This window comes from Marinimicrobium sp. ARAG 43.8 (genome assembly GCF_050113635.1).
Taxonomy (GTDB): Bacteria; Pseudomonadota; Gammaproteobacteria; order Pseudomonadales; family Cellvibrionaceae; genus Marinimicrobium.
In genome coordinates, this window is sequence record NZ_JBNJLT010000001.1 from 1,007,130 (window position 1) to 1,031,916 (window position 24,787).

The 24,787-nt window shown below is 57.2% G+C and carries 23 protein-coding genes; 12 read left to right on the forward strand and 11 right to left on the reverse strand.

Translation table 11 applies throughout. The features are described from left to right. Position 1: 1 nt before the first annotated feature. The 7 genes from gspC to ftsY all read right to left on the reverse strand — a co-directional run bounded on the left by gspC (position 2) and on the right by ftsY (position 6,378). The gene (gspC, locus tag ACQCLF_RS04200) at positions 2–1,051 is read right to left on the reverse strand and encodes a type II secretion system protein GspC (protein ID WP_426985029.1); all 1,050 of its coding nucleotides are present in this window, start codon (positions 1,049–1,051) and stop codon (positions 2–4) included. A 303-nt stretch (positions 1,052–1,354) separates the two neighbouring features. Then, on the reverse strand, positions 1,355–2,050 hold the full coding sequence (gene trmB / locus ACQCLF_RS04205; RefSeq protein WP_426985233.1) for a tRNA (guanosine(46)-N7)-methyltransferase TrmB: 696 nt from the start codon (positions 2,048–2,050) through the stop codon (positions 1,355–1,357). 63 nt (positions 2,051–2,113) lie between these two features. Beyond that, entirely contained in the window at positions 2,114–2,497 is a 384-nt protein-coding gene (locus ACQCLF_RS04210; RefSeq protein ID WP_426985030.1) for a DUF423 domain-containing protein, read from the reverse strand. A 108-nt stretch (positions 2,498–2,605) separates the two neighbouring features. Continuing rightward, positions 2,606–3,466 carry an RNA polymerase sigma factor RpoH gene (rpoH, locus tag ACQCLF_RS04215; RefSeq protein ID WP_426985031.1) on the reverse strand — a complete coding sequence of 287 codons (861 nt, stop codon included), beginning with the start codon at positions 3,464–3,466 and terminating at the stop codon, positions 2,606–2,608. A 156-nt stretch (positions 3,467–3,622) separates the two neighbouring features. Beyond that, a complete protein-coding gene (gene ftsX, locus ACQCLF_RS04220) occupies positions 3,623–4,621 on the reverse strand; it encodes a permease-like cell division protein FtsX (protein ID WP_426985032.1) in 999 nt (332 codons plus the stop codon). Further along, complete coding sequence (gene ftsE, locus ACQCLF_RS04225; protein WP_426985033.1) at positions 4,621–5,289, reverse strand: cell division ATP-binding protein FtsE; 669 nt, start codon at positions 5,287–5,289, stop codon at positions 4,621–4,623. Before ftsE ends, ftsX begins: the two co-directional genes overlap by 1 nt. Before the next feature lie 24 nt (positions 5,290–5,313). Next, on the reverse strand, positions 5,314–6,378 hold the full coding sequence (gene ftsY / locus ACQCLF_RS04230; RefSeq protein ID WP_426985034.1) for a signal recognition particle-docking protein FtsY: 1,065 nt from the start codon (positions 6,376–6,378) through the stop codon (positions 5,314–5,316). A 79-nt stretch (positions 6,379–6,457) separates the two neighbouring features. On the opposite strand from ftsY, the gene rsmD reads away from it, so the two are divergent. The 3 genes from rsmD to ACQCLF_RS04245 all read left to right on the forward strand — a co-directional run bounded on the left by rsmD (position 6,458) and on the right by ACQCLF_RS04245 (position 8,602). Continuing rightward, positions 6,458–7,072 (forward strand): 16S rRNA (guanine(966)-N(2))-methyltransferase RsmD, encoded by a 615-nt coding sequence (gene rsmD / locus ACQCLF_RS04235; RefSeq protein WP_426985035.1) that lies wholly within the window; start codon positions 6,458–6,460, stop codon positions 7,070–7,072. Between the two features lie 92 nt (positions 7,073–7,164). Beyond that, positions 7,165–7,656: a pantetheine-phosphate adenylyltransferase gene (coaD, locus tag ACQCLF_RS04240; RefSeq protein WP_426985036.1), complete on the forward strand. Its 492-nt coding sequence runs from the start codon at positions 7,165–7,167 to the stop codon at positions 7,654–7,656. Positions 7,657–7,663: 7 nt separating this feature from the next. Next, entirely contained in the window at positions 7,664–8,602 is a 939-nt protein-coding gene (locus ACQCLF_RS04245) for a DMT family transporter (protein ID WP_426985037.1), read from the forward strand. On the opposite strand, the gene ACQCLF_RS04250 is transcribed toward ACQCLF_RS04245, so the two are convergent. After that, positions 8,599–8,952: a hypothetical protein gene (locus ACQCLF_RS04250; RefSeq protein ID WP_426985038.1), complete on the reverse strand. Its 354-nt coding sequence runs from the start codon at positions 8,950–8,952 to the stop codon at positions 8,599–8,601. The two genes, ACQCLF_RS04245 and ACQCLF_RS04250, sit on opposite strands and share 4 nt — an antisense overlap. Before the next feature lie 354 nt (positions 8,953–9,306). Here ACQCLF_RS04250 and ACQCLF_RS04255 point away from each other — a divergent pair, with 354 nt between their 5' ends. Beyond that, complete coding sequence (locus ACQCLF_RS04255; RefSeq protein WP_426985039.1) at positions 9,307–9,543, forward strand: helix-turn-helix domain-containing protein; 237 nt, start codon at positions 9,307–9,309, stop codon at positions 9,541–9,543. On the opposite strand, the gene mutM is transcribed toward ACQCLF_RS04255, so the two are convergent. Then, the gene (gene mutM / locus ACQCLF_RS04260; RefSeq protein WP_426985040.1) at positions 9,540–10,355 is read right to left on the reverse strand and encodes a bifunctional DNA-formamidopyrimidine glycosylase/DNA-(apurinic or apyrimidinic site) lyase; all 816 of its coding nucleotides are present in this window, start codon (positions 10,353–10,355) and stop codon (positions 9,540–9,542) included. The genes ACQCLF_RS04255 and mutM overlap by 4 nt on opposite strands. Before the next feature lie 176 nt (positions 10,356–10,531). Between mutM and ACQCLF_RS04265 the strand changes: the two genes are divergently transcribed. From ACQCLF_RS04265 to ACQCLF_RS04285, 5 genes are all read left to right on the forward strand, one after another. Beyond that, positions 10,532–12,763: an FdhF/YdeP family oxidoreductase gene (locus ACQCLF_RS04265; protein WP_426985041.1), complete on the forward strand. Its 2,232-nt coding sequence runs from the start codon at positions 10,532–10,534 to the stop codon at positions 12,761–12,763. Between the two features lie 146 nt (positions 12,764–12,909). Further along, positions 12,910–14,124 (forward strand): methyl-accepting chemotaxis protein, encoded by a 1,215-nt coding sequence (locus ACQCLF_RS04270; protein WP_426985042.1) that lies wholly within the window; start codon positions 12,910–12,912, stop codon positions 14,122–14,124. A 145-nt stretch (positions 14,125–14,269) separates the two neighbouring features. Continuing rightward, positions 14,270–14,821, forward strand: coding sequence for a hypothetical protein (locus ACQCLF_RS04275; protein ID WP_426985043.1), 552 nt, complete (start codon positions 14,270–14,272; stop codon positions 14,819–14,821). 15 nt (positions 14,822–14,836) lie between these two features. Next, positions 14,837–16,258 carry a PepSY-associated TM helix domain-containing protein gene (locus ACQCLF_RS04280; protein ID WP_426985044.1) on the forward strand — a complete coding sequence of 474 codons (1,422 nt, stop codon included), beginning with the start codon at positions 14,837–14,839 and terminating at the stop codon, positions 16,256–16,258. Positions 16,259–16,402: 144 nt separating this feature from the next. Next, positions 16,403–16,717: a DUF4156 domain-containing protein gene (locus ACQCLF_RS04285; RefSeq protein ID WP_426985045.1), complete on the forward strand. Its 315-nt coding sequence runs from the start codon at positions 16,403–16,405 to the stop codon at positions 16,715–16,717. A gap of 22 nt (positions 16,718–16,739) precedes the next feature. On the opposite strand, the gene ACQCLF_RS04290 is transcribed toward ACQCLF_RS04285, so the two are convergent. After that, positions 16,740–17,327: a hypothetical protein gene (locus ACQCLF_RS04290; RefSeq protein WP_426985046.1), complete on the reverse strand. Its 588-nt coding sequence runs from the start codon at positions 17,325–17,327 to the stop codon at positions 16,740–16,742. A 553-nt stretch (positions 17,328–17,880) separates the two neighbouring features. Between ACQCLF_RS04290 and ACQCLF_RS04295 the strand changes: the two genes are divergently transcribed. The 3 genes from ACQCLF_RS04295 (at position 17,881) to ACQCLF_RS04305 (ending at position 23,108) form a co-directional block, all read left to right on the forward strand. Then, positions 17,881–20,670 (forward strand): TonB-dependent receptor, encoded by a 2,790-nt coding sequence (locus ACQCLF_RS04295; RefSeq protein ID WP_426985047.1) that lies wholly within the window; start codon positions 17,881–17,883, stop codon positions 20,668–20,670. A 164-nt stretch (positions 20,671–20,834) separates the two neighbouring features. Continuing rightward, positions 20,835–22,355, forward strand: coding sequence for a tryptophan halogenase family protein (locus tag ACQCLF_RS04300; protein ID WP_426985048.1), 1,521 nt, complete (start codon positions 20,835–20,837; stop codon positions 22,353–22,355). 27 nt (positions 22,356–22,382) lie between these two features. Further along, entirely contained in the window at positions 22,383–23,108 is a 726-nt protein-coding gene (locus tag ACQCLF_RS04305) for a SapC family protein (RefSeq protein WP_426985049.1), read from the forward strand. A gap of 69 nt (positions 23,109–23,177) precedes the next feature. Here the strand turns inward: ACQCLF_RS04305 and ACQCLF_RS04310 are convergent, their stop codons facing one another. Beyond that, positions 23,178–24,749 carry a tryptophan halogenase family protein gene (locus tag ACQCLF_RS04310; protein WP_426985050.1) on the reverse strand — a complete coding sequence of 524 codons (1,572 nt, stop codon included), beginning with the start codon at positions 24,747–24,749 and terminating at the stop codon, positions 23,178–23,180. Positions 24,750–24,787: the final 38 nt, after the last annotated feature.

Genomic DNA, 24,787 nt, shown 5'->3' on the forward strand with positions numbered 1-24,787 from the left:
GTTATTCGAGATCGATATCAACGGACAACTCCTGACCGCCTCGGTCAATGAGCAGGCTGGCGGATCGGGCATCGCCCATATCACGATAGATTTCCATCACTCGCTGCGGACTGGTCAACGCCACCCCGTTTACGGCTTTCACAACGTCATTTTCCTGAAGACCGAGCGAATTGAACAAATCCCGGTCCCGACCTGGACGAATTCGATAACCCACGATCTGGCCATTCTCCCGGTGGATACTCATGGAGACCACATCGGACAGTGAACTGCCGCCGAGGCGTTCGCCCATCTCTTCAGCCGCGTCCTCCAATTGCCCGGAGTCTGACCCGTCCTGCGGGTCTTCGGAAGGAGAGTCGTAAAGCTCCGTCTCATCCCCCTCCCAGCTTCGACTGGGAGTATCCGGCACCGGGCGGCTGGAGGCCAGGTTGCTGCTCCAATCATCGTCGGTATACAGCCAAAGCGACTCGTAGCGCCCCCCGTTGTCCAGAATGACGCGCAACGGCAATACTTTCTCCAGGGTGACTTTTCCACGACCGCGCACCGACAGTTCATCACCCGGGGCATACAGGTTCTGCGTGTTGCCATCGGCGATGATGGCCCGGGCCGCCTGGTCCTCATTACTGCCCATGACCCCGCGCAAGACCAGCTTGAGCTCGGTATCCACCGCCTGGTCCTCGATGCTGGGGCCTCCAGCCGGTTCGGCTTCGCTGTCCGCCAGGTCGGCGATATCGCCTTCAGAGGCTTCGCCAAAGATGGTCAGACCGGACAGCGCTGCAATATCCACAGTGCGCGCATTACCACTACCACGCTCGGAAACAATGGCGTTGGGAGCCACTCGCGCGTCGGGCACCTCTGGCTCGGGCGCCAGCAACCAAATCAGTTGCGCCAGGGTATAACTCAGCCAGAGCACGAGAAGAAATTGAATACAGAAGCGCCAGAACCCGGCGGGCACACGCCCCAACCATACGCCACCCTGGCGCAACCACAGGGCCACTCGCTCACTGCGCCAGTCGCTCACTGACCGGCTTTGTTGCACTTCTGAATTCGACAATTGACTACTCCACGCACGTTAAAACGTGCTACCACTGGCGACTCGTTTGCGCCACCACCGTGGTTTTATTGTTATCCGGCCAGCCGATTGTACCCAGTTCGGGCAAGCCTGGGAAAGTGGGCCCAAACGCCAGTGGCTTTGTAACCGACGATTATGACAGTTTAATGCCAGTGTAAATTCCGCTTGAGCATCTCAAACGGGTGCCCGGCGAGCATACCGTCTAAGCTCGCCGATGAAAACCAAAGGACCTCAGGAATTGCGATTATTACCGCGTTTGGCCTGAAAACAGGCGCCCGGAGGGCGTCATCCGTCCCTCTGCACCCGATAAAGCAAATCCCATACGCCATGCCCCAGGCGGGCACCACGTTGCTCAAACTTGGTAATGGGCCGATAAGAGGGACGTTCGGCGTAGGTTCCCGGCGCAACGGCGTTGGTAAACCCCGGGGCTGACTCCATCACCTCCTGCATGTGTTCGGCGTAAGCCTGCCAGTCCGTCGCCAGATGAAACAGCCCTTCCGCTTTCAACACCTTGCGAACCCGCCCGACGAACTCCGGCTGAACAATGCGCCGTTTATGGTGTTTCTTTTTGTGCCAGGGGTCCGGAAAGTACAGCTGAAACCGATCCACACTGCCAGGCGCAATACAGTCATCCAGCACATCAATGGCATCAGCCATATAAACGCGGAGGTTGGTCACGCCCTCTTCTCCGGCACGATTGATCAGACGACCTACGCCCGGGGGGTGAACCTCGATGCCGATAAAATCTTTTTCGGGCTCCGCTCGCGCCATGGCCAACAAGGAGTCACCCATACCAAAACCGATTTCCAGCACCAGCGGCGCCCGGCGACCATAGGACGCTTCAGGATCGAACACGCCATCGTGAAGACTCAGGCCGTACTCAGGCCACCAACGATCAAACGCCGCCCGCTGCCCCTCCGTGATGCGCCCGGCGCGAATCACATAACTGCGGATGGCCTTGGGTTTGTATTCGGGACGGATCAGCAAGCGATCATCCCTGTCGATATTGGAATCAGTCACACCAATCTCACTCTGGGTTTAAATTCAGCCGCGCAAAGTACGCCAACCCACCGCCATCAGCAAGCCCCAGCCCACGATAAAACACAGACCACCCAACGGCGTCACCGGCCCCAGCCAGCGAGGCCCACCCAGGGCGAGCGCATACAGGCTGCCGGAGAAAAGCACGGTTCCCAGCACAAACGCCCAGGCCACACCTTGCAGCAACACCCCCGTGCCCAGCGAACGCATCAGGGCCAGCACGCCCAGCAACGCCAGGGCGTGATACATCTGATACTGAACACCGGTTTCAAACGCGGACAGCGCCGACGCTGTCAGTTTTCCGCGCAGACCATGTGCCGCAAAGGCACCCATCACTACCGACACAAGGCCCGAGAAAGCGGCTAACATCAAAAGAACAGGAGCGGACATGGCTATCTCACGTTATATCCGATGAACAAATAAACACAGCACTCACAAAAAAGCCGCGCAAAAGCGCGGCTTTGGGACGACAGACGACCATCAAGGCCAGACCGCTCATCAGGCGGCGGCAGTCATCGCAACCTTCACCTTTTTCATGGCATTTTTCTCAAGCTGGCGAATACGCTCAGCGGACACACCGTACTCATCGGCCAGCTCATGGAGTGTCGCTTTGTCTTCAGAAAGCCAGCGACGCTGCAGAATGGCACGGCTGCGATCATCCAGTTCGTTCATGGCCAGTTCAAGGCTATTAACGCTGTTGGCCTCCCAGTCCGCCTCTTCCAGCTGCACCGCCGGATCATAACGACGGTCTTCCAGGTAGTGGACCGGGGCTACATAATGACTATCGTCGTCATCGTCTTCGCCCGCATCGAAAGCCGCATCATAAGACGAGAGACGACCTTCCATTTCCCGAACGTGTTTGACATCAACGCCCAGGTCTTCTGCCACGGCTTCCGCTTCGTCGTTGTTCAACCACGCCAGGCGCTTTTTCGCACCGCGCAGGTTAAAGAACAGCTTGCGCTGGGCCTTGGTGGTAGCGACTTTTACAATGCGCCAGTTGCGCAGGATGAACTCGTGAATCTCGGCTTTAATCCAATGCACCGCGAACGACACCAGGCGCACACCTTTTTCGGGATTAAAGCGCTTGACGGCCTTCATCAGTCCGACATTGCCTTCCTGGATAAGATCGCCCAGAGGCAATCCGTAACCGTTATAGGAACGGGCAATATGGACCACAAAGCGCAGGTGAGACATCACCAGATGACGGGCCGCTTCGAGATTGCCGTTGTAATACAGATCCTCCGCCAGACGATTTTCCTCTTCCGCGGACAGTACCGGGAATCCGCCGACAGCCTGGACATAGGCATTTAAATTGGCACCGGGTGAGAGTACCCCGGCCGGAATCAGGCCAGTGTTCATTACCACTTACCTCCGTATGGGTCTGCTATCGAGTGTAGCACCGTGTCTTTGAGCTGCCAAGCCCCCAAAAGTTCCCCCAAAATTCCTAAAACCCTTTCAAATCAGCAGGTTAACCTTTCTTTGCGAGCACTTGGCGAACATTCATTAAAGTATACGTCACCGGGGCTCGATTCGGATCAGATGTCGAGCCACGGCCAGCCAGGCACCCAGCAGGCCCAGAAGCCCGGAAAGCAGCACCAATTGCAGGCTTTTGGTCAACCCCAGACCTTGCAGCCGAAATTCACTCTGGTAGAGATCCGCCAGCTTCGATACCGGCACCGAGAGCCACCACAAGCCCGCCGCCAACAGCACCAGTGCCAGCAGGCCGCCGCCGACACCGTACCACAGCCCGGTGTAAAGAAACGGACGCCGCACAAACGCATCGGTGCCACCTACCAGCTTGACCACCAGAATTTCATCGCGCCGGCTCTCAATGGCCAGCCGAATCGTATTGCCAATGGCCAACAGCACTCCCAGCGCCAGCAAAAAGCCCAGCGCCAAAACAACGCGCTGGCCGAGCTCCATCATTTCCTGCAATCGCTCGACCCAGGCCATATCCAGACGCACCTCCGCTACCAGTGCCTGCTCAGCCAACGAGTCGCTGAGATCAGCGAGCGCGCCGGGCTCATTGGTGGCCGGGTTCACAAGCAACACATCAGGCAGCGGGTTCTGCTCAAGATCATCCAGCACCGGACCAAGACCGGAGTAGGCCTTGAACTCCTCCAGCGCCATCTGTGGGGGCACATGTTCGACGCGCTCAATACGCTCATCGCGCACCAGCGTCTCGCGCAATTGGTCAATGGCTTCCGGCCGACTGTCGCGTTGCAGAAACACGGAAATCTGGCCCGAATCCTGCCAGCTGTAACCCAGGTGTTCGATATTATGCAGTACCAGATACAGCGCTGCCGGCAGCGCCACAGCGACGGCCACGACCAGCCAGGTCAGCAGGCTTTGCAGCGGCGTTCGAAACAGGCGATGCAGGCTTTCCACAGCGGTTGTGCTGTGATGCGCCTGCCAGGAGTCAAGCTTGTGCGTCAACCGGGTGCGGCTTTGGCTGGCACCTTTGGGCCGAGGCTTGGCCGTTTTTTCCGACGGTGCAATGGGACGGCGTGCCATCAGGTCAACACCCCATCGTGTACCACGCGACCGCCGGAAAGTCCGAGCACCCGTTTGTTCATTCGTTGCAGCAAGGCGAGATCGTGGCTGGCAATCATGATGGTCACCCCCACGTCATTGAACTGCTCGAACAGATTCATAATATCGGCGGAAAGCTCCGGATCGAGATTCCCTGTGGGTTCATCCGCCAGCAGCAACGGCGGCTTATTCACGACCGCCCGGGCGATCCCGACGCGCTGCTGCTCCCCACCGGACAGGACAATCGGGTTGTGCCGCTCCTTCTGCAGCAGTCCCACCTTATCGAGAGCGGCCCGCACTCGCCGCCCCACTTCGGCAGGCTGATGACCCGCAATTTGCAGAGGAAGGGCGACATTATCGAAGACACTGCGGTCAAACAGCAGCTGGTGATTCTGAAAGACGACCCCCACTTTGCGACGAAAATAGGGAATGTGTCGCCGGGCAAGGCGGTTGAGGTTGCGCTCATCGATAAACACCTGACCTTGCGAGGGACGCTCCATGAGCATGATCAGCTTCATCAACGTACTTTTGCCCGCCCCGGAGTGGCCAGTCAGGAACACCATTTCACCCTTGGCCACCTCAAAGCTGACCCGGGACAGGGCATCCTGACCGCTACCGTAACGCTTGCTGACGTTGTCGAAATGGATCACCGAACCGCTCCTGGCTTCAAGGTCTTAACCGCGCCGTTCCCCGAACAGTGCGTCCACGAAAGGCTCGGCGGCGAAGGGCTGCAGATCGTCCACACCTTCACCCACACCAATAAAACGCACCGGCAGACCGAACTCCTTGCTCAGCGCAAAGATCACCCCACCTTTGGCGGTGCCATCAAGCTTGGTCAAGGCCAGCCCTGTTACGCCCGCGGACTGGCTGAACTCTCTCGCCTGACTGACAGCGTTCTGACCAGTGCCGGCATCGAGCACAAGCAGCACTTCGTGAGGCGCAGAGTCATCCAGTTTGCCCATCACCCGTTTTACCTTGGCAAGTTCATCCATCAGATGACTTTTGTTATGCAGACGTCCGGCGGTGTCGGCAATCAGCACATCCATACCGCGGGCTTTGGCCGCCTGCAGCGCATCGAACACCACAGAGGCACTATCCGCGCCAGTATGCTGCGCAATCACCGGCACATGGTTCCGCTCCCCCCAGACCTGCAATTGCTCCACGGCCGCCGCCCGGAACGTATCACCGGCGGCGAGCATGACATTCTTGCCCTGCTGCTGGAAATGACGCGCCAGCTTGCCGATGGTCGTGGTTTTGCCCACGCCGTTAACGCCCACCACGAGGATGACAAACGGCTGACGGTCGGCGTGCAGCGTCAAGGGGGCTTCTACTGGCTGCAATAAATCCGCCAGTTGTTCACGCAACGCGGCGTACAGGGAGTCGGCGTCGTTCAGCTGCTTCCGCTGCACCCTCTGGGTGAGGTTGTCGATGATCTCGGTGGTGGCTTCATACCCCACATCCGCCACCAACAGTTGCGACTCAATCTCTTCCAGCAATTCATCATCGATTACTTTGCTGCCGAGAATCAGGTTGCCCAGCCCCTCGGCAAAGTGCCCACTGGTGCGACTGAGCCCCTGCTTGATGCGGGCAAACAGCCCCGGTTTTTTGGAGGCCGACTGAGCAGGGGATGCGAGGCTCTCGTCTTTGACGTCTGCCTCTTTGGGGGTTACACCCTGGGCGGGCGCATCCTCACCAGTGGTGCGCTCGGGCGCGGGTTTGTTGCGTTTGAAAAACACCATGGACGAGTGATTCTACCTTTAAGCGACGGGCGGAAAAGCGCTATCCTACCACTTCTGCCCCCCGGAAAGAGAGGCCCCATTGAAAGCCAGCCGACAAAGCGTGAAGAAGTCCGCACCTGCCCCGACTAAAGGGCATTCCAATACCCATCCTTTGCGTATCATCGGCGGGCGCTGGCGCGGTCGCAAGTTGAACTTCCCGGCGGTGGACGGGCTGCGCCCTACGGGTGACCGAATTCGCGAGACGCTGTTCAACTGGCTGGCTCCCCGGCTACCCGACGCCCGCTGCCTGGATTTATTCGCCGGCTCGGGCGCCCTGGGCCTGGAGGCACTTTCTCGGGGCGCGAGCCTGGCATCACTGTTGGAGCAGCACCCAGGGGCAGCACAGCAATTGCGAGAACATTTGCACACCCTGGCGTGCCCAGAAGGACAGGTGATTCACGCGAACAGCCTGGACTGGCTCGACTCTGCCCCCCCGACGCCGTTTGATATCGTGTTTATCGATCCGCCCTTTCGTCAGAACCTGTGGCAGGAAAGCATTGATCGGTTAAACCAACGGGGCTGGCTGGCACCGGACGCCGCTATCTATATTGAGTCCGAACCGGAGACGGCCCTGACCCTTCCTCCCCACTGGCAGTTGCACCGCAACAAAACCAGCGGGCAGGTGCGCTATCGTCTATATTTCGTGAATCACTGACCGAAGGCTGACAGACGCTGGCGCGAGCGCGGTAAATTCTTTACCATCCCGCCAGTTTTCCATCTCAACGCCACCATTCAGGAAGAGACACCATGCGTACAGTGGTTTATCCGGGCACGTTTGATCCGATTACCAATGGCCATATCGATCTGGTTGAGCGCGCGTGCCGCCTGTTCGACCATGTGATTATCGGCGTGGCGGACAGCCCGCGCAAAAAGCCGCTGTTCACGCTGGAAGAACGGGTGTCGCTTGCCCGAATGACGTTGCGTCATCTGGAAAACGTTGAGGTGTGCGGCTTCGATACTCTCCTGGTGGACTTTGTGCGTGAAAAACAGGCCTGTGCGGTCCTTCGCGGTTTGCGTGCAGTATCTGACTTCGAGTTCGAGTTCCAGCTGGCCAATATGAACCGGGCACTGGAACCGAACATGGAAAGCCTGTTCCTCACCCCTGCTGAGCACTTCTCATTTATTTCTTCCTCCATTGTGCGTGAAATCGCCAGCCTGAACGGTGATGTCAGCAAGTTTGTCGCGCCCCCCGTGGCGCAGGCGCTGGCCCATAAGTTCGGGCACAAACCGCACCACTGAAGCCCTCATGACGCCCGCCTCGCGCTTCAACCACCGCTATCTCGTATTGGCGGTGGCAACCTTCTGTTGTTTTCTGTGGGGAAGCGCCTATCCGATCATCAAAATCGGCTATGAGTGGCTAAATCTCGCCGCCGACGATACCGCCTCACAGATTCTGTTCGCGGGTTATCGGTTCCTGGGCTCAGGCGCTCTGTTGCTGATATTTGCCGGCTTGATGGGTAAGTCCCTGTGGCGCTTCAGCGGGCGGGAGTGGGCTTCACTGGCGATGCTGGGCCTGCTGCAAACCACCCTGCAGTATGTGTTTTTCTACATCGGTCTGGCCCACGCCAGTGGTGTAAAAGCGGCCATTATGAACGCCACAGGCACATTTTTCAGTGTGCTGCTCGCGCACTTTATCTACCGCGATGACAGACTCAGCCAAACCCGTGTGCTCGGTTGCGTGATCGGTTTTGTGGGGGTCGTTCTGGTCAATATTGGAAAGCCCGGGAGCGGCGTGGATGCGCAAGTGTCGATGCTCGGGGAGGGGTTTATCGCCATTGCCGCCCTGGTTCTCTCCCTGTCCCTGATCTATGGCAAGCACCTGTCACGCACCATTGATCCCACCGTTATGACGGCCCATCAGCTGACGCTCGGCGGAGTGGTCCTGCTGCTCCTGGGGGAAGGACTGGGGGGCTCGGTGGCCATAACGACCGTGGCCAGCGGCGCTCTGTTGCTGTATTTAATGGCGCTGTCCGCTGCGGCGTTCGCCCTGTGGAGTTTCCTTCTTAAATACAATCCAGTCGGGCAAGTCATCCCCTTTCAGTTTCTGATTCCCATTTTTGGCGCCGGGCTTTCTGCCCTGCTTCTCCAGGAATCCATTATGGAATGGAAAAACCTGGCGGCTCTGGTACTGGTATGCAGCGGCATCTGGCTGGTGACTCGGCCCTCACCCAGTCAGCGGCGCTAGGCGTTTTCATCAATGGCGGCTGACACCCGCCGAATCAACGCCAACCGATCTTTATACTCTGGGTGGTTCAATAGCGCGAGGTAATAGCTGCGGATCTGTTCGCAGTAAAAGCACCAATACTCGTGACGCAGCCGGGTGTGAGGCGAGGCCTGTGGGTCCCGGTCCAACGCGTCAAGCTCCGCTTCCAGCTCGGTTTGTACCGTGCCCAGCAAGGATAACAACCGGTCGGGTGAGAGCCCGGACGCTTCCGCCCATTCGACCAGGCCTCCGAGAGGATAATTTGGCGGTAACCAGCCGGGAGACATATTAAAGCGGCAAATGCGTTGCTTGAGTTCCTGCAACAGGGGCATACCCTTTCCCTCCTAAGGGTCTGACCATATCACTCGATGAGTGAGCGCAAACCCTGCTGTCCGTGTTTTCCAAAAAAGAAGCCCCTTCGCCGACGGTCTTACCACCCCCGATGAAGGGAGGCACCCGTACCGCAGCACCTCCAATGGGCTTTAAGCTTCAGCGTCTAAACGATCATTTTCCAACCTATTTACGCTCGCCTCCCTGAGGCTTAACTCCCGGAAAAGACTTCCAGCAATGCAAATATACTCAAAAAGTCTTTTAAGGACTATTTATAGCGCTGAAGGACACCAGTCGTCAAGCGCACATGCTACACATACGCCTCTGCCACCATTTACCCCGACACCGTAACCGCCATGAATCGAACCTTATTGGGCGAACGCCTGAAGATTGCCCGAATTCGCCAGGGAATGAGCCAAATGGATCTGGTGGTGGCGCTGGAGGAGCAAGGGATCTCTTTGAGCCAGAGTGCCATTGGAAAACTTGAGCGCGGGGAGCGCAATTTGTACGTTCACCAATTAGTGGCGTTGGTGCGGGTCCTCAACGTATCGCTGGACTGGGTGGTGTACGGTGGAGACCTGCCGGTGCGCTAACGCTGGCAGTCCACACAGTACACGGTACTGCGACCGCTCATGCGGATTTCCTTAAGGTGCTTTCCGCACTGCCTACAGGGTTGCGCGCCCCGGCCATAAGCCAGTAACTGTTGCTTGAAATAACCCGGTTGCCCATCACCGCCCACAAAGTCCCTCAAGGTGGTGCCCCCCTGCTCAATCGAGCGTTGTAGCACGAACCTCACCTGCTCCACCAGCCGTTCACTCTGGCCTCGTGTCAAAGTGCCGGTTTTGCGGATGGGCTTGATACCGGCCATAAACAAGGCTTCATTCGCGTAAATATTTCCCACGCCCACGACCACTTTGCTATCCATTAAAAACTGCTTCACCGGCACCAAGCGTTTTCGGCTGCGAGCAAACAGATACTCTGCCGTGAAAGCGCTCTCGTCCAGTGGCTCTGGCCCAAGGCTGGACAAGAGTTTGTGCGCAAGCGGATCGCCTTCCACCCAAAGCAGACACCCGAAACGACGCGGATCGCAATAACGCAACACCGTGGTACCGAATACGATATCGAAATGATCGTGAAACCGGGGCGGTTCTTCAGGCTTCACGATGCGAAGGCTGCCGGACATTCCCAGATGGATCAGCGCTGTCCCGTTGGTAAAGCCCAGCAGCAGATATTTGCCACGGCGCTCTACGCTGCGCAGCTGGCGACCACGAATGGCCGACGCCAACGCGTCTGGCACAGGCCACCGAAGGCTGGGCTGGCGGACGTGCACGGCCGTCACCTTGCGATGCAGAATATGAGGCGCGATGCCCCGTCGGGTGGTTTCAACTTCGGGCAATTCAGGCATAGATCAATATAGGGGGTCAATCGGCCACGCACTATAGCACGACCCAAGACATCCACTCACCGCCCAGCGCTGAGGCCACGGCTGGAATAATTAACGTATTGCCAGCTCCTCCTCCCAAGCATAATCTGTGCAGTGTGCCACCGGTGCAATGTGCCCTTCACTTGCGGGAAATTACCATGCCCACGGATAACGATGCCGCCGAGCCGATTGCCATTGTCGGCGGAGGCCCCAAAAAAGTGCTGTATACCCTGCGCACACTGAGCCGCATAGGACTGCTGAACTCTGCCAAAGCGCTTAAAGCCCGCAATACCTGTAAGGCGTGCGGGTTGGGCATGGGCGGTCAACGCGGCGGCATGACCAATGAACTGGACGAGTTCCCCTCGGTCTGCAATAAGAGCATTCAGGCGCAGTCCACAGATATCCAACCCCCGATTCCCGAGGCATTGTTCGAACACACACTGGATGATTTCAAGGCACTCTCCGCTCACGAACTCGAACATCTGGGCCGGCTCAACACCCCCTTACTTAAACGCGCCGGCAGCCACCGCTACGAACCCATTGACTGGGAGCAAGCACTGGCCGTCGCCGCCGAGCGTTTCGCATCCACTACACCAGAGCGCAGCTTCTTCTACTCTTCGGGGCGATCATCCAATGAAGCCGGCTTCCTGCTACAGCTATTGGCCCGACTGTATGGCACCAACAACGTAAACAATTGTTCCTACTACTGCCATCAGGCCACGGGCGTCGGCCTGGGCAGCGTCCTGGGAACCGGCACGGCCACCGTCAGCCTTGACGACCTGGGCGGTACGGACCTGGTATTTGTCATCGGTGCCAACCCCGCCTCCAACCACCCGCGCTTTGTGCACCAACTGCAACACTGCCGGGAGCGCGGCGGGCAGGTGATTGTGATCAACCCGGCCCGGGAACCCGGGCTGGTGCGCTTTGCGGTTCCCAAGAGCGCCAAATCCATGCTGAGCGGCGGCACCTGGATCGCGTCGCGCTATGTACAGCCACGCATCGGTTCAGATCTGGCACTGCTAAAAGGCGTAGCCAAGGCATTACTGGAAAAGCACGCGCTGGACACCGACTTTATCGAGCATCACACCGAGGGCTTCGATGCCTACCGGACCGACCTGGAGCACACTGACTGGAGCACATTAACGAGCGCTTGCGGTGTTGCGCAGAAGGACATAGAGGCGCTGGCCTCCGACTACGCCAAGGCCGACAAAGCGGTATTTGCCTGGGGCATGGGGATTACCCATCACCAACATGGAGTGGATAACGTCGAGGCCATTGCCAACCTTGCGCTGCTGCGTGGCATGATCGGCAAAACATCCGCCGGCCTGCTGCCCTTGCGTGGACACAGCAACGTCCAGGGAATCGGCACCATTGGCGTAAAACCGGTACTCGCCGACGACGTGCTGCACGCGATGGAGCACCATTTCGATGCCACCTTGCCGCGCACCCCCGGACTGGACACCCTGGCCTGCCTGCGTGCTGCCGACTCGGGCAACATGGATGCGGCTTTACTCATGGGGGGCAACCTGTATGCCGCCACACCCGATTCCGCATTTGCCCGGCGCGCCCTGGATCGCATCGGCTTTAAGCTTTACCTGACCACCACACTGAATCAGGGGCATGTGCACGGCATGGAGAACAGCGAGGCACTGATACTGCCGGTCGCCGCGCGGGATGAGGAGCCACAAAGCACTACGCAGGAATCCATGTTCAATTACGTGCGCCTGAGTGACGGGGGCATCCGTCGGCTTGCCAACGTGCGCTCCGAGGTCGCCATTCTCGCCGACCTGGGCGAGCGCCTTTTGCCCGACCCGCCGCTGGACTTCAAGCAACTGCGCCAGCATAAATCCTTACGCCAGGCCATCGCCGCCACCGTACCGAGCATGGCAGCCCTGGCGGATATCGACGCTGAGGGCGGGGAATTCACCATTGCCGGGCGCCTGCTGAACCAGCCTTTGTTTCCCACACCCAGTGGCCGCGCACATTTCCAGATACACACACTGCCCACACCCCGCGCCACGTCCCGGTATCCCTACACACTCGCCAGCATTCGCAGTGAAGGGCAGTTCAACTCCATTATCTATGAGGAAAACGACAGTTACCGGGGCACCAAGGAGCGTTGGTGCGTGCTGATTGGCGACGTCGACCGCAAGACGCTCGGGTTGACACCCGGCGACAAGGTGACGCTGCGCTCGTCGCATGGGGAAATGGTGGCGGTTACCGTCTACCCGTTTAATCTGCCCGCTGGCTCCCTGTTGGCCTACTATCCAGAAGCCAACTGCCTGATCGGCACCGAGCAGGACCCGCGCAGCCACACGCCTGCGTTCAAATCGATACCCGTAGCACTATCACCCTGCCAGCACGAAACCTCCCCCGAGGCCTCTTCGTAGGGAGACGTTTGACCTGTATCAAACAGACCTTAAAAAAATATTCTTTTTCCTATGGAAAGCCATTGTGGAGCCGATAACGGTAGAGCAAGGCACCAATGTTCATTATCATCTGGCGCACGTTCCAACCTACGAAACCGACAGCCGTTATGCGCAATACCCTGGCCTACCACTTGAACGCCCTGATGCGAACCCTGGGCTTTAAATCCATCAATGCCCAGTTCGCCGTGTCTTTTTTGTTGATCATCGGACTGGCGTCTGCTTCCGCTGTGCTGAGTTTCCATGGACAATCCCCTGCTGCGGTAACCGCTATGAATGTCGGCATTGTCCTCATCGCTCTGATCAGTCACCAGCTGGGCCTTACCTGGTTGCTGCGACAGGTCACCCTCTTGCGCCACCACCTCAACAAGCTCAGCGATGGGGACTTCTCCAACCCCATTCGCGAGGACGCCAGCGATAACGAAGTGGGACAAATGTTCAACGCCTACAACAGTGTGATTGATCAGGTGGGCTCGTTAACGGGCGGTATCCAGCGGCTCTCGGCCACTATCCATACCCAAATGGAGACCCTGGAATCCGCTGCCGTGGAAGTCGATACCAGCAATCGCCAGCAAAGCCACGAGCTGGAACAGGCGGCCGCCGCAATGACCGAGATGTCGGCCAGCGTCAACGAAGTTGCCGACCACGCGCACGACGCCGTCAGCCGAGTCGAGACCTCCCACAGCGAATTGGCCGAAACCCATTCCATCGTGCGCGACTCCCACCACCGCTTCACCGAATTCAATAACATCCTTCAGGGTGCCGCCGATGTCATGACGGGCCTGGACAAAGACACCCGGGAAGTCGGCAAAGTGGTTACCGTTATCAATGAAATTGCCGAGCAAACCAACTTGCTGGCGCTCAACGCGGCCATTGAGGCGGCACGCGCGGGTGAACAGGGACGCGGTTTCGCCGTGGTCGCGGACGAAGTGCGCACCCTGGCCCAGCGCACCCAGGCCGCCACCGGCGACGTGCACAGCATTATCGAGCGGCTGCAGAATCAGTCCGCCCGTGCACTTGGCGCCATGAACGAGAGCACTCGCACGGCTCAGGAAAGTGCCAGCCGTGTAGCAGAAGCCAATCAGGCGCTGGAAACCATCGTCGCGGCCATGGATGATATCCAGGCCATGAATACGCTGATCGCCACCGCTGCGCGGCAACAGGCCGAGGTCTCCCAGGAAACTGACCGCAACCTTGGCAACATCGCCGACCTCGCCAACCGGCGTTCGAAAACCAGCGCCGACCTCCGCCGTGCCACCGAACAACTGCATCGAGACACCAGTGCCCTCGGAGAGCAACTGACACGCATCAAAACCCTGAGCTGAACCCGTTCGACGCCCGACCTTCTCTGACGACCAACTCTCAAAGTCCATTGATAATGAGAAACCATATCTTTATCATTGTGGCTTAATGCGCAGCCACGCCGCGCTGATATCTGCACTTATCTGCACTCCCACTGAGTTTTGACACATGAGTTGGTTTATCGGAACCGCTGCAACACTGACCAGCTTCGCGGGCATCGCGGGCTTGTTTTACCGCTGGCAAATGTCCTCCCCCAAACAGCGAGGCCTGCGTCGTCTGGGGTGGGCTCTGCTCATCATCTCTGCAGGGTTATGGATATGGGCCCAACCTGTGGAGTTCGGGGTGACCTTTGCTCTGGTCGTTCCCGCCCTTCTGGCCTGGCTGGTCATTATGGTCAAGGCGCCCCCACGCCGCGAAGCGCGACCCTCCTCTCCCGAGCGACTCGGTTTTCGCTGGCCTGCTCCCGCTGCCCTGGGCAAGCACATCGCGCTGTTCATACTCACCGTGCCGTTTGCCGGCCTGGTGGGTATCTTATTGAGTTTTACCTTCACCGACTGGCTGCCCTGGGAGGCCGTCAACCGACTGGTGATGGGTGTTTTTCTGACCCCGGTTATCTGGGGCGCGGCTAGCTACTGGCTGACCGCCGACACTCGTCTGTGGCGTCCGCTTGCCGCACTGACCCTCTCGGGCCTTCTGGCCGCGCTCTACCTGTTCCTTTAAGGCATAAACCTCCCTATGGCGTTCAAACTGTCCCCCGCACTGGTTAAAAATTCACTGGCGAGCCACAGCTGGCTTGGCTTATTAACCGGTGCTTTAATGTACTGGGTCTGCCTGTCAGGCACGCTGGCCGTGCTTTATCAGGACTTCGAGCGCTGGGAAACACCTCAGGTGCCAGAATTCACCGAGGTCAGCCCGGAAGACCTGGAAACCGCCTACCAGACGTTTATGGAGGGACAGGAAGCCACTGAGCACGCCTATATTCTGATGCCCCGCCCCGGCATGCCCCGCACGGTTTTAATGTCAGACCACGACGCCCGTGTTCTGAACGCCGATGGCACATTGGGTGATACCGCCGCGCACCCCTGGACCCACCTGCTGACCGACCTGCACCTGTACCTGCATTTACCGAGCAGTTGGGGCATGATCGTCGTCAGCACACTTGGAGTCATGCTCTGCGCCCTGATCCTGTCCGGTTTTCTCGCGCACCCCAACCTGTTCAGGGACGCCTTTCATTTCCGCCGCAAAGGCAACGGGCGGCTGGAACAAACTGACCTGCACAATCGCCTGAGCGTCTGGGGGTCACCGTTCCATCTGATGATTGCTGTGACGGGGGCTTTTTTCGGGCTGGCCAGCATCATGAGCTGGGTGGCCGGACAGGCGTTCTACGACGGAGATCGGGACGCCGTGATCGAAGAAATCTATGGCGGTCACCCGGACTTGGAGCCCACCGGCGAGCCACTGGCCATTGCCAGCGTTCTACGTCAGGCCATTGATCGATCACCAGACGGTGCCGTACCGATTTACCTCACCGTGGAACACCCCGAGAGCGAGGAAGAACACCTGATTGTGGGCACCCAGTACCCGGACCGCCTGATCTACGCCGAGCAATTTGTCTTCAAGGGCGATGGTGAATACTTGCATACCGTGGGCTTCAGTGATGGCGAGCCCGGCCGACAGGCCATTTTCTCGGTCTACCGGATTCACTTTGGCGCCTTCGGCGGCGTGGGGGTCAAACTGCTGTACATCGCACTCGGCCTGGCGCTCACCGTTGTCTCCGTCACGGGCATCAACATCTGGCTGGCCAAGCGCCGCCACCGCGATTACCTCAATAATCTCTGGACAGGCATCGTCTGGGGCACGCCGTTGGCGTTTGTCATCAGCGCCATCACTCAGGTGGTGGCAGGCATCCCGTCAGTACTGATTTTCTGGGGCGTGATCATCGCCTCGACCATTTACGCTCAGTGGCGGGATCAGGACGCACCAACGCGGCGCGTTTTGCAGTACCTCACTGTGGGCACGCTCCTCGTGTTGGTCGCCGGACACGCCCTGCGGTTTGGCGACGACGCCTTCACTGGTGCCGCACCGTGGATCAATGCGGGACTGATCGCCACCGCCGTGGCTGTGCTACTGTGGGCCAGGCGACCGTCGGCTGCGTAAAAGTGGTAACCGGTCGATTGTGACGCCTTATCCAACTTTGGTATAACATGGACCCCATCGGGAACTGCGATGAGAGCATCGCAGTCCTACCGGTATCGACCCAATCGTTTTAATGGACCCATACCATTGTCAGAGGAAAACTCCATGAAAAAACTGTCCTTGCTGATTCTTGTTGCCAGCCTCGCCAGTGCCTGTACCTGGGTAAAAGTCTCGGATGAGGCGGAAGAGGTCGTCGTCGGCAAAGAAGGTAATGTGCGCGGCTGCGAGAAGCTCAGCGACACCAACGTCAGCGTCGCCAACAGCATCGGACCGGTCCACCGCAACAGCGAGAAAGTGGCCACTGAGCTGTTGAATATGGGCAAGAACGAAGCGACCCGCCTCGGCGGCGATACCATCGTGCCCAAAACCAAACCGGACGATGGTCGGCAGACGTTTTCCATTTATCGCTGCCAGAAATAAAGTGCCATGCGGGACTTGCGCGTCAGGGATGACGCACTGCCTCAATCTCCATTCTTCTGACCAACACTTCAGCCATCGGCAGTACGACCTCTGTATTCACGCCTTCGGCGACCGTGAGAGTCAGCCAGTAAAGTTGGTAATGTCCTTTCAATAAAAAGTAAACCGGTCGTTGAATATCCCCCCCATTGGAAAACTCATAGGCGCGATACCACACCTCCACATCCAACCGCGTTTTGAAACGACCATTGGTTTTAATCTGTATATGACCATCGTCACTGCTATCAGAGAGCGCCAGGTCCAGTTTGGTCCAGGCGAGATTGGTCCGCTGCCATTGAGGAATGCGCGTCGCCGATAGAAAGTAGGCGGGTGCTCCTTCGACATAACCCATTAACACTGGCGATTCATTTGACGACTGTAACTCAGCCACCTGAACCGGCAGGGCATCCGGCAAATTAACGGTCAGGCCCGGCGCCAAGGTAAACGTTTCCCCTGAAAAAACCCGGAAACTCACCAGCAGTAACCACAGGCCGAAACCTTTCCGAAGAGCGCCAAAGCCGACGAAATGAGGTATTCCCCGTAGATGGCGGGGCGTGCGAAATTTGCCGTTCATATTATGTTATCGCTTTATGGCAGGCACAATGATTGAGAGACGCCCAGACGTCCCGTCCTTTTCTCGCTAAAAACAAGCGGTCCCGATCTCAGCGCAGAGTTTTACCCTCTTTTGGCACAGCACGCAACTCACAGCATGGGTTAAACTGTTCTGGGGGAAACGTTTCCTTAGTTCGTCGTAGAAGGTAGCGGAATAGATTCCGTTAAGGGAGAAGGTTGATTTGAAAATAACATCCAAGATCTGGCTGTCCCCATTGCTGACCCTGGCGCTTCCGGCTATTGGGCAGACGGCTTCTCTTGGTGCCTTACAACCATTCAACCTACCCGGTAACCGGGCTGACATTGCACTGACCGAATTTGCCCGACAGTCGAATATGACGGTCATCGTCCCGTTCGACCAAGTCTCAGGCATACGAACCCGTGCGCTTCACGGGGAGTATTCCACTCTCGATGCCGCTGTGAGATTGCTCGAGGGAACGGGACTAAGGCTTTCAGTCAATCGCAATGCCCAGCTTTTTATAAGAACAGACGACGATATCAAGGAGACAACCTCCATGTTCGAAAAAAATAAAGTATCCAAAGCGGTGGTCCTCGCCATGTCTTCACTCGCTGGTGCACAGGCACTGGCACAGCAAGCCACTAGCGGGGAGTTCGAAGAAGTTGTGGTAACCGGTATTCGCGGTTCGCTTGAGCGTTCCATGGACATCAAGCGTGACGCCTCCGGTGTCGTGGACGCCATCTCCGCCGAGGATATGGGTAAGTTCCCCGACACCAATGTCGCGGAATCCCTCCAACGCATTACCGGCGTGTCCATTGACCGCAGCGGGGGTGAAGGCCAGTCCGTTACCGTGCGCGGCTTTGGTCCGGCTTTCAATACAGTGATGGTCAATGGTCGTCAAATGGCCACCGAGAATCAAGGTCGGGAGTTCAGCTTCGATACACTCTCCGCCGAACTGGTACGCGGGGTCAACGTTTATAAAAGTTCCACCCCAACCATGCGTTCCGGCGGCATCGGTTCGGCCATCGATGTGTCCACGGCCCGCCCCTTTGATTTTCGCGGGCTGGAAATATTTGGCTCGATCAAAGGAACGTATGAAAGTCTGAATGAGGAAACCTACCCCACCGTCTCCGGTCTGATCAGCAATACCTTTGCTGACGAAACGTTTGGCGTTTTATTGGCGCTGTCACATTCCGAGCGCGAAAACTACATTAACTCCATTAACAGCGCCGGCTATCGGCCCGGGCTCAACCTCTACAATGAAGAGGACGACCTGCAGGCTGGTAACGTTACCGTCCCGCGTAACCTGGATATGTCCACCGAGCAGCAAAAGCGCACTCGCACCAATGCCAACATCGCTTTGCAATACGCGCCCAGTGAGGACGTTACGGTTACCTTTGACGGCTTTCACTCCAACTATGAAGTGGACGCCAAGCTGAATTCTTTCGCAGCCTGGTTCGAGCCTAACCGGGTGACCGATGTAGAGTTCAACCAGGAAACCCGAACCGTTACCCGCATGAACAATATCGGCACGCCTGACACGCGTGCCGCCACCGACTTCGTGGTTAACCAGGGCGGCAGCAAAGATGTCGAGCTGAATGCGTTTGGCTTAAACGTCGAGTGGAATGTCAATGAAAGTCTCACCGCCAATTTCGATATCTCGTACTCAGACGCTGAAAACGACATGATCGGAAAGTCGTCCAGCGCCGTTATTGGCCATATCAACAGTTACACTTTTGATAGTTCCTCTGGACGCCCTCTTGCGATTCACGATGGCTACAATGGCAACGACATCCCCGACACCTCCGTGATGCGTATGCACATCGGCAGTCCTGGCGGCAACAACAGCCAGGATGAAATCAACGAGTACCGCGCCGACTTCGAGTACGCGCCAGAGGCAACGGCCTTTAAGTCGATGCGTTTTGGGGCCTACCGTCAGGAACGGGAAAAATCCTATTACTCAGTGGGCGTTGAGAACGGCAACCTGTACGGTGGTTACTGGGCCACGCCGCCGGACGACCTGTTGAGCCGTTTTACCGCGCCCAGTTTTTTTTCAGGCGCACAAGACACCTGGTATACGTTTGATACCTGGGCCCTGTACGACCATATGCTCCAGGAAGAAACCGCCAACGAGAACGACATCAATCGCGGCCAGCCCGTGGGAACAACATGGCAGGCTTTACAGGACGGTGGCATGTACGCGTTGACAGTCAATGATGACCGCTATACGGTCAATGAAGACATCAACAGCTTGTACCTGGACTTTACCTTTGAGGGGTACTTAACCGACCTGCCGTGGACGGTCAATGTCGGTGCCCGGTACGCCGAAACCACCACGTCCGTCAGCGCGGTACAAACCGTACTCAGTGACGTCATTGCCACGGGTGATCCTACCATGTTCTCTACCGTGGAAGGCTCGCCCACAGCCGTCAGCGATGGCAATAAATACAGCAACCTGCTCCCGAGTATCAATGCAAAAATTGACCTTCAGGACGACATGGTACTGCGTTTCGCCCGCTACGACTCGTTAACCCGTCCGACACTGACACAGCTGTCACCCGCCACCTCAATCAATGAACCGCGCCTGCAAAATATGACCGGCTCCGGCGGCAACGCTGAACTCAAACCCTTTACCGCCGAAAACTGGGATCTGTCTTACGAGTGGTACTACGACAGTGCCAGCTACTTGTCCGTAGCTTACTTCAATAAAGAAGTCAGTGACTTCATTGTTACATTGGCTGGCGATGAAGAGTTCACCTTGTCTGACCGCGAAAACACACCGGACAACATCTGTGCAACCAGCCTATGTTCCGAAATTGACGCAGATCAGGGGCTGCCAGATGAGCTCATGGGAATCTCCGAGACATTCCGAATTACTCGCCCTCGCAATGCCGAAGTAGCAGAGGTCAACGGCGTTGAGCTGGCCTGGACCCATGTGTGGGATAACGGTTTCGGGATTACCCTGAACGCTACAAAAGTAGACAGCAATGCAACCCTCTCGGAAGATCGCGACCAGGCTTTCGCTCTGGTCGGCCTCGGGGACTCTCAAAACGCCGTCGTGTTTTATGAACGCGGGTCTTTTCAAGCACGTGTGGCATTCAACAATCGAGAACAATTTCTACAGTCCATAGACGGCAGCACAGCCGGTGAACCGATCTTTGTCGACACCTATGGGCAATGGGACATCAGCGCTGGCTATGACATTACGGATTCCATCAGTATTTTTCTGGAAGGCGTCAATGTCACCGAAGAGGAGTTGACCAGTCGTGGACGAGAAAACGATCAAATTGTCTCCATCGTGAACACGGGTGCTCGATACTCCCTGGGCTTGCGAGCCAGGTTCTAAAATTTTTGTCGGCAGGGAGGCCGAAAAGAGTCAACAAAGATACGCGTTCAGCGTCCGCTTGGCCCGCCAACATCACGTTGCCGGGCCTTTTTTGCCGTAGAATGCCAGCAGAGAGCGATGCACTTTAACGAACCGTCAATAATAATAGTCAGTGGGTTAAAACTATGACCAATCACGTTAACCATATCGTTGTGGTGGGAGGAGGAACCGCAGGCTGGCTGACCGCCGCTTTTCTGGCCGCCCAGCACAAAAGCCATTCACCGGAGGGACTAGCTGTTACTGTGGTGGAGTCTCCGGATATACCCACTGTCGGTGTTGGCGAGGGAACCTGGCCCACCATGAAAAACACGTTACAGGCCATTGGGCTTAGTGAACGCGATTTTTTTGCCCATTGTCACAGCACCTTCAAGCAGGGCGGAAAATTCATTAACTGGCGCACCGGACTCGGGGATGCCTACTACCATCCTTTTACCGTGCCCATGGGGTATGAACGACTGGACCTGGCGCCCTATTTGAACAACCTGAGCCACTTCGCGGCCGAGGCCAATTTCCAGCATCATGTGTGCGAGGCCGGGCTGGCGCCGCGCTCTCTGTCGGACCCGGACTATCAAGGGCCGTGTAACTATGCGTATCATTTGGATGCCGGAGCGTTTGCCGAGCTTTTGAAAGAACACGCCCTCAACACGTTGGGCGTACAGCACCGTTATGCGACGGTGACAGAGGTCTGTCAGGACAGCGACGGCTATATTACGTCCTTGAACCTGGATGATCAAAGTCATTTGCAGGGAGACTTGTTTATCGACTGTACGGGCTCCGCCTCGCGCTTACTGGGCGATGCCTTGCAGGTGCCTTTTGTCTCTATGGACCCATACCTTTTCAATAACCGTGCGATTGCCATGCAGGTGCCCTACCCCGATCCCGACACCCCCATACCCTGCCATACCATCGCCACGGCCCAAAGTGCGGGCTGGATCTGGGATATCGGACTAACCGGGCGACGGGGTGTTGGCTACGTCTTTTGCAACGACTACATCAGTGAAGACGAAGCCGAGTTCACGCTTCGCCGCTATCTCGGCCCGGAGAGCGAAGCGCTCAACGCCCGTACGCTTTCGTTTGCCTCCGGGCACCGACAACAGTGGTGGAAACGCAACTGTGTTGCCGTCGGCATGTCAGCCGGGTTTGTCGAACCGCTCGAGGCTACGGCGATTATGCTGGTGGAGCTCTCCGCCCGATTCCTGGCAGACAACATGCCCACGGACCGGACGACAATGCGTATTATGGAGCGACGCTTCAACGATGCCATGCGCTATCGCTGGCAGCGCATTATTGACTTTCTTAAACTGCACTATGTCCTCAGTGAACGATCCGAGCCGTACTGGACCGCTCACACTGACCCCGAAAGCTTCCCACTCAGCCTTCAGGACGACCTCACCGTTTGGTCAACCCGCGGGCCGCAAACGGCCGATTTCGACAGCGCGCTGGAGCTGTTTCCAGCGGCGAGCTATCAGTACGTTCTGTACGGCATGGGTTTCCGTCCTGACTTTTCCGCACAAGGCTATCGTTACGATCAAGCGCGTCTGGCCGAGCAAATCATTAACCGGAATCAGCAAGCCACCCAACACTTGTTAAGAAGCTTGCCTTCTCATCGCGATCTCATTGAGCGCTGGCTGCACAGTGCCACCTGACTCCCCTTCTGAACAGTGGAATTTACTATGACTCAGTTTCAAACATTATCGCCCGACACCCATAAAGACGCTTGTATCAACCTGACGAAAGCCATAACGGACTTCACGCAGGCCCAAGTCGTGCGCTTGCGAGTACCGGAGGTAGGGAACGCCGCTTGCTGTTTTCCGCTTTTTTTCACCAAAGAGCCGCAACACGGCCACTGGGAAATCTCGGCACTGACCAGCCTGACGCCAGAGGACAATTTGTTTATCGATAAAAGTCGTTGGCGAGGCGTCTATACGCCGCTGGCCGTGCGCACACACCCCATCGTTCTCACTCGGGCTGACGGGGCTCTCGCATTGGCCACCACCGCAGAGTGTTTCAGCGAGTCGGGACAGGCTTTGTACGACCACGGAGAGCCCACGGTATATCTCAGGCAAGTTGAGCAGTGGCTGCATGAGGACTTACAAGGTGCCATCACCACCCAGACCTTTGCCCAAACGCTGGAATCGCTCTCCCTGATCAAGCCCGTGTATGTACAAGTTCAACGACCGGGAGCGCCCGTCCAAACCTTGGACGGGCTCTACACAATCGACCAGGATGCGCTGTCCTGCCTCGAACACAACACTGTGGCAGAGCTTCAGCAGCAGGGCTACCTGATGGCCATTCACAGTCTGTTAATGTCGCTCTTCCAGTTAAACCGACTGATCCAAAGGCATAATGAAAGAGCGGGGGCCAACGAGATCGATAAAGTGTCACTGCAGCGGCGCTGAGCGTTCTCTATCGTTCTCGATTACGAAAAAATCAGGTCCGTGTCCAACGCTTTCCTTATCGAGCCGCATTTATTTCTGACTGATACGTTGCAGCAAATCGCGGTTCCTGGGTAAACCTTGCCGAAAGCGCTTTACGTTCACATTAACGGATTCAAACGTTTTTTGTGCCGCCATACGGCTTCTGCGCACGCGGCGTTCGATAGAGTCACCACCTGTCCAGCGCGGCTGCATGCCATAAAGAATGTATTGATAGCTCGCGGAGGGAAATAGTTCGTAACGATAAAGACTATCGCACACCCATGGGGTGCGCGTTTTCCATAATAACAAGAGGTCGCGCAATGAATCCGGCATTGATGCCGGGTCAACCTGATCCCGCCAATACGCTGATTCTCGACGATTGCTTAAAGCGTAATGCAGCTTGAGAAAATCGATGATGCTTTCCCAGTACCGTGCGAACTTTCTATTGAAGCGCTCGGCAACCACCGTCATTTGGGCACGCGTGTCCGGCAGCTCTTCAATCAATATCGAGGCGGACTGCTCGACCAGCACCAATGCGGTCGCTTCCAGCGGCTCGATAAAGCCAGCGGACAACCCCACCGCCACACAATTGTGTCTCCAGAATTGTTCCCGATGCCCGGGATCAAAGGTGATCAGTCGCGGGCTCAGCTCGTCCAGTGTTACGGATGGGGTCGAACGTTTTATGTAGTCGGCCAGCACTTCGTGTACGGCCGCCTCATCCGCATGCGAACGGGAGAAGACCGCGCCCACCCCGCGCCGGCGCGGCAAACCGATGTCCCAAATCCAGCCATTGCTGTGTGCAGTGCTCAGCGTTTGCGAGGCCAGCGGCGCATCGTCCGCAGTGGGAACCTGCACAGCGAGGGCGGCGTCGTTGAACAACTGGTCGCGACAACTCACCCAGGGAACCTGATAGTGCTCGCCCAACAATCTCGATGCCATGCCGGTGCAGTCTATGAAGAGGTCACCCCCCAGGGTATTACCGCTCTTCAGTTGTAGCGTTTCAATATCGCCGTTTTCCCGAGAGGTGACTCCGACCACTTCGTCCAGGATGTGATGAACGCCGAGGCGCTCGACACTGTGGCGACTCAGCAGTCCGGCAAACTTTCCCGCGTTCAAGTGATAACCGTAATTGAGGTTGAAGGCATACTCCGGTGTCTGGGGTTGTTTCGGCGCCCGGTGTTCATCACACACAGCGGATTGAGGAGACACCGCGTAGGCAAACGGCACCTCTGTGCCAGCGGAAAGCCAGTGCTCCGCCAGATTGACTGGACCGTACTCGGCAGGTTGTGTGAAGGGGTGGTCGTAGTGTTCGCCTTTGCCGTCCACCCAGTTGTAGAAGCGTGAACCTTGTTTAAAACTCACGTCACATTCGCGGATGAACTCATTTTCCGACAATCCAATCTGCCGAAGGGTTTCCAGCATGGAGGGCCAGGTGCCTTCTCCGACCCCGACAGTGGCAATATCCGGGGACTCCAATAGAGTAATGCGCCGCTTCAATGGTTCACCCGTGTGAAATTCAGCCGCCAGGCGACTGGCCATCAACCACCCGGCGGTGCCACCGCCGACAACCACAATGTGATCGATGCGATCACGGCCTCCTGTGCTGGCCTTGGAGCTTATCATGACGTGTTATCTCTTGTTATTCGAAGAAAAGGGCACCC

Coding starts and splice junctions, on each gene's coding strand:
- ACQCLF_RS04280 (WP_426985044.1), top strand. CDS start 14,837: ATGGCGTTCAAACTGTCCCCCGCACTGGTTAAAAATTCACTGGCGAGC.
- rpoH (WP_426985031.1), bottom strand. CDS start 3,466: ATGAACACTGGCCTGATTCCGGCCGGGGTACTCTCACCCGGTGCCAAT.
- ACQCLF_RS04305 (WP_426985049.1), top strand. CDS start 22,383: ATGACTCAGTTTCAAACATTATCGCCCGACACCCATAAAGACGCTTGT.
- ftsX (WP_426985032.1), bottom strand. CDS start 4,621: ATGGCACGCCGTCCCATTGCACCGTCGGAAAAAACGGCCAAGCCTCGG.
- ACQCLF_RS04285 (WP_426985045.1), top strand. CDS start 16,403: ATGAAAAAACTGTCCTTGCTGATTCTTGTTGCCAGCCTCGCCAGTGCC.
- ftsY (WP_426985034.1), bottom strand. CDS start 6,378: ATGGTGTTTTTCAAACGCAACAAACCCGCGCCCGAGCGCACCACTGGT.
- ACQCLF_RS04295 (WP_426985047.1), top strand. CDS start 17,881: ATGTTCGAAAAAAATAAAGTATCCAAAGCGGTGGTCCTCGCCATGTCT.
- ACQCLF_RS04250 (WP_426985038.1), bottom strand. CDS start 8,952: ATGCCCCTGTTGCAGGAACTCAAGCAACGCATTTGCCGCTTTAATATG.
- ACQCLF_RS04265 (WP_426985041.1), top strand. CDS start 10,532: ATGCCCACGGATAACGATGCCGCCGAGCCGATTGCCATTGTCGGCGGA.
- ACQCLF_RS04275 (WP_426985043.1), top strand. CDS start 14,270: ATGAGTTGGTTTATCGGAACCGCTGCAACACTGACCAGCTTCGCGGGC.
- ACQCLF_RS04300 (WP_426985048.1), top strand. CDS start 20,835: ATGACCAATCACGTTAACCATATCGTTGTGGTGGGAGGAGGAACCGCA.
- ACQCLF_RS04245 (WP_426985037.1), top strand. CDS start 7,664: ATGACGCCCGCCTCGCGCTTCAACCACCGCTATCTCGTATTGGCGGTG.
- ACQCLF_RS04255 (WP_426985039.1), top strand. CDS start 9,307: ATGAATCGAACCTTATTGGGCGAACGCCTGAAGATTGCCCGAATTCGC.
- ACQCLF_RS04210 (WP_426985030.1), bottom strand. CDS start 2,497: ATGTCCGCTCCTGTTCTTTTGATGTTAGCCGCTTTCTCGGGCCTTGTG.
- ACQCLF_RS04290 (WP_426985046.1), bottom strand. CDS start 17,327: ATGAACGGCAAATTTCGCACGCCCCGCCATCTACGGGGAATACCTCAT.
- ACQCLF_RS04310 (WP_426985050.1), bottom strand. CDS start 24,749: ATGATAAGCTCCAAGGCCAGCACAGGAGGCCGTGATCGCATCGATCAC.
- coaD (WP_426985036.1), top strand. CDS start 7,165: ATGCGTACAGTGGTTTATCCGGGCACGTTTGATCCGATTACCAATGGC.
- mutM (WP_426985040.1), bottom strand. CDS start 10,355: ATGCCTGAATTGCCCGAAGTTGAAACCACCCGACGGGGCATCGCGCCT.
- ACQCLF_RS04270 (WP_426985042.1), top strand. CDS start 12,910: ATGCGCAATACCCTGGCCTACCACTTGAACGCCCTGATGCGAACCCTG.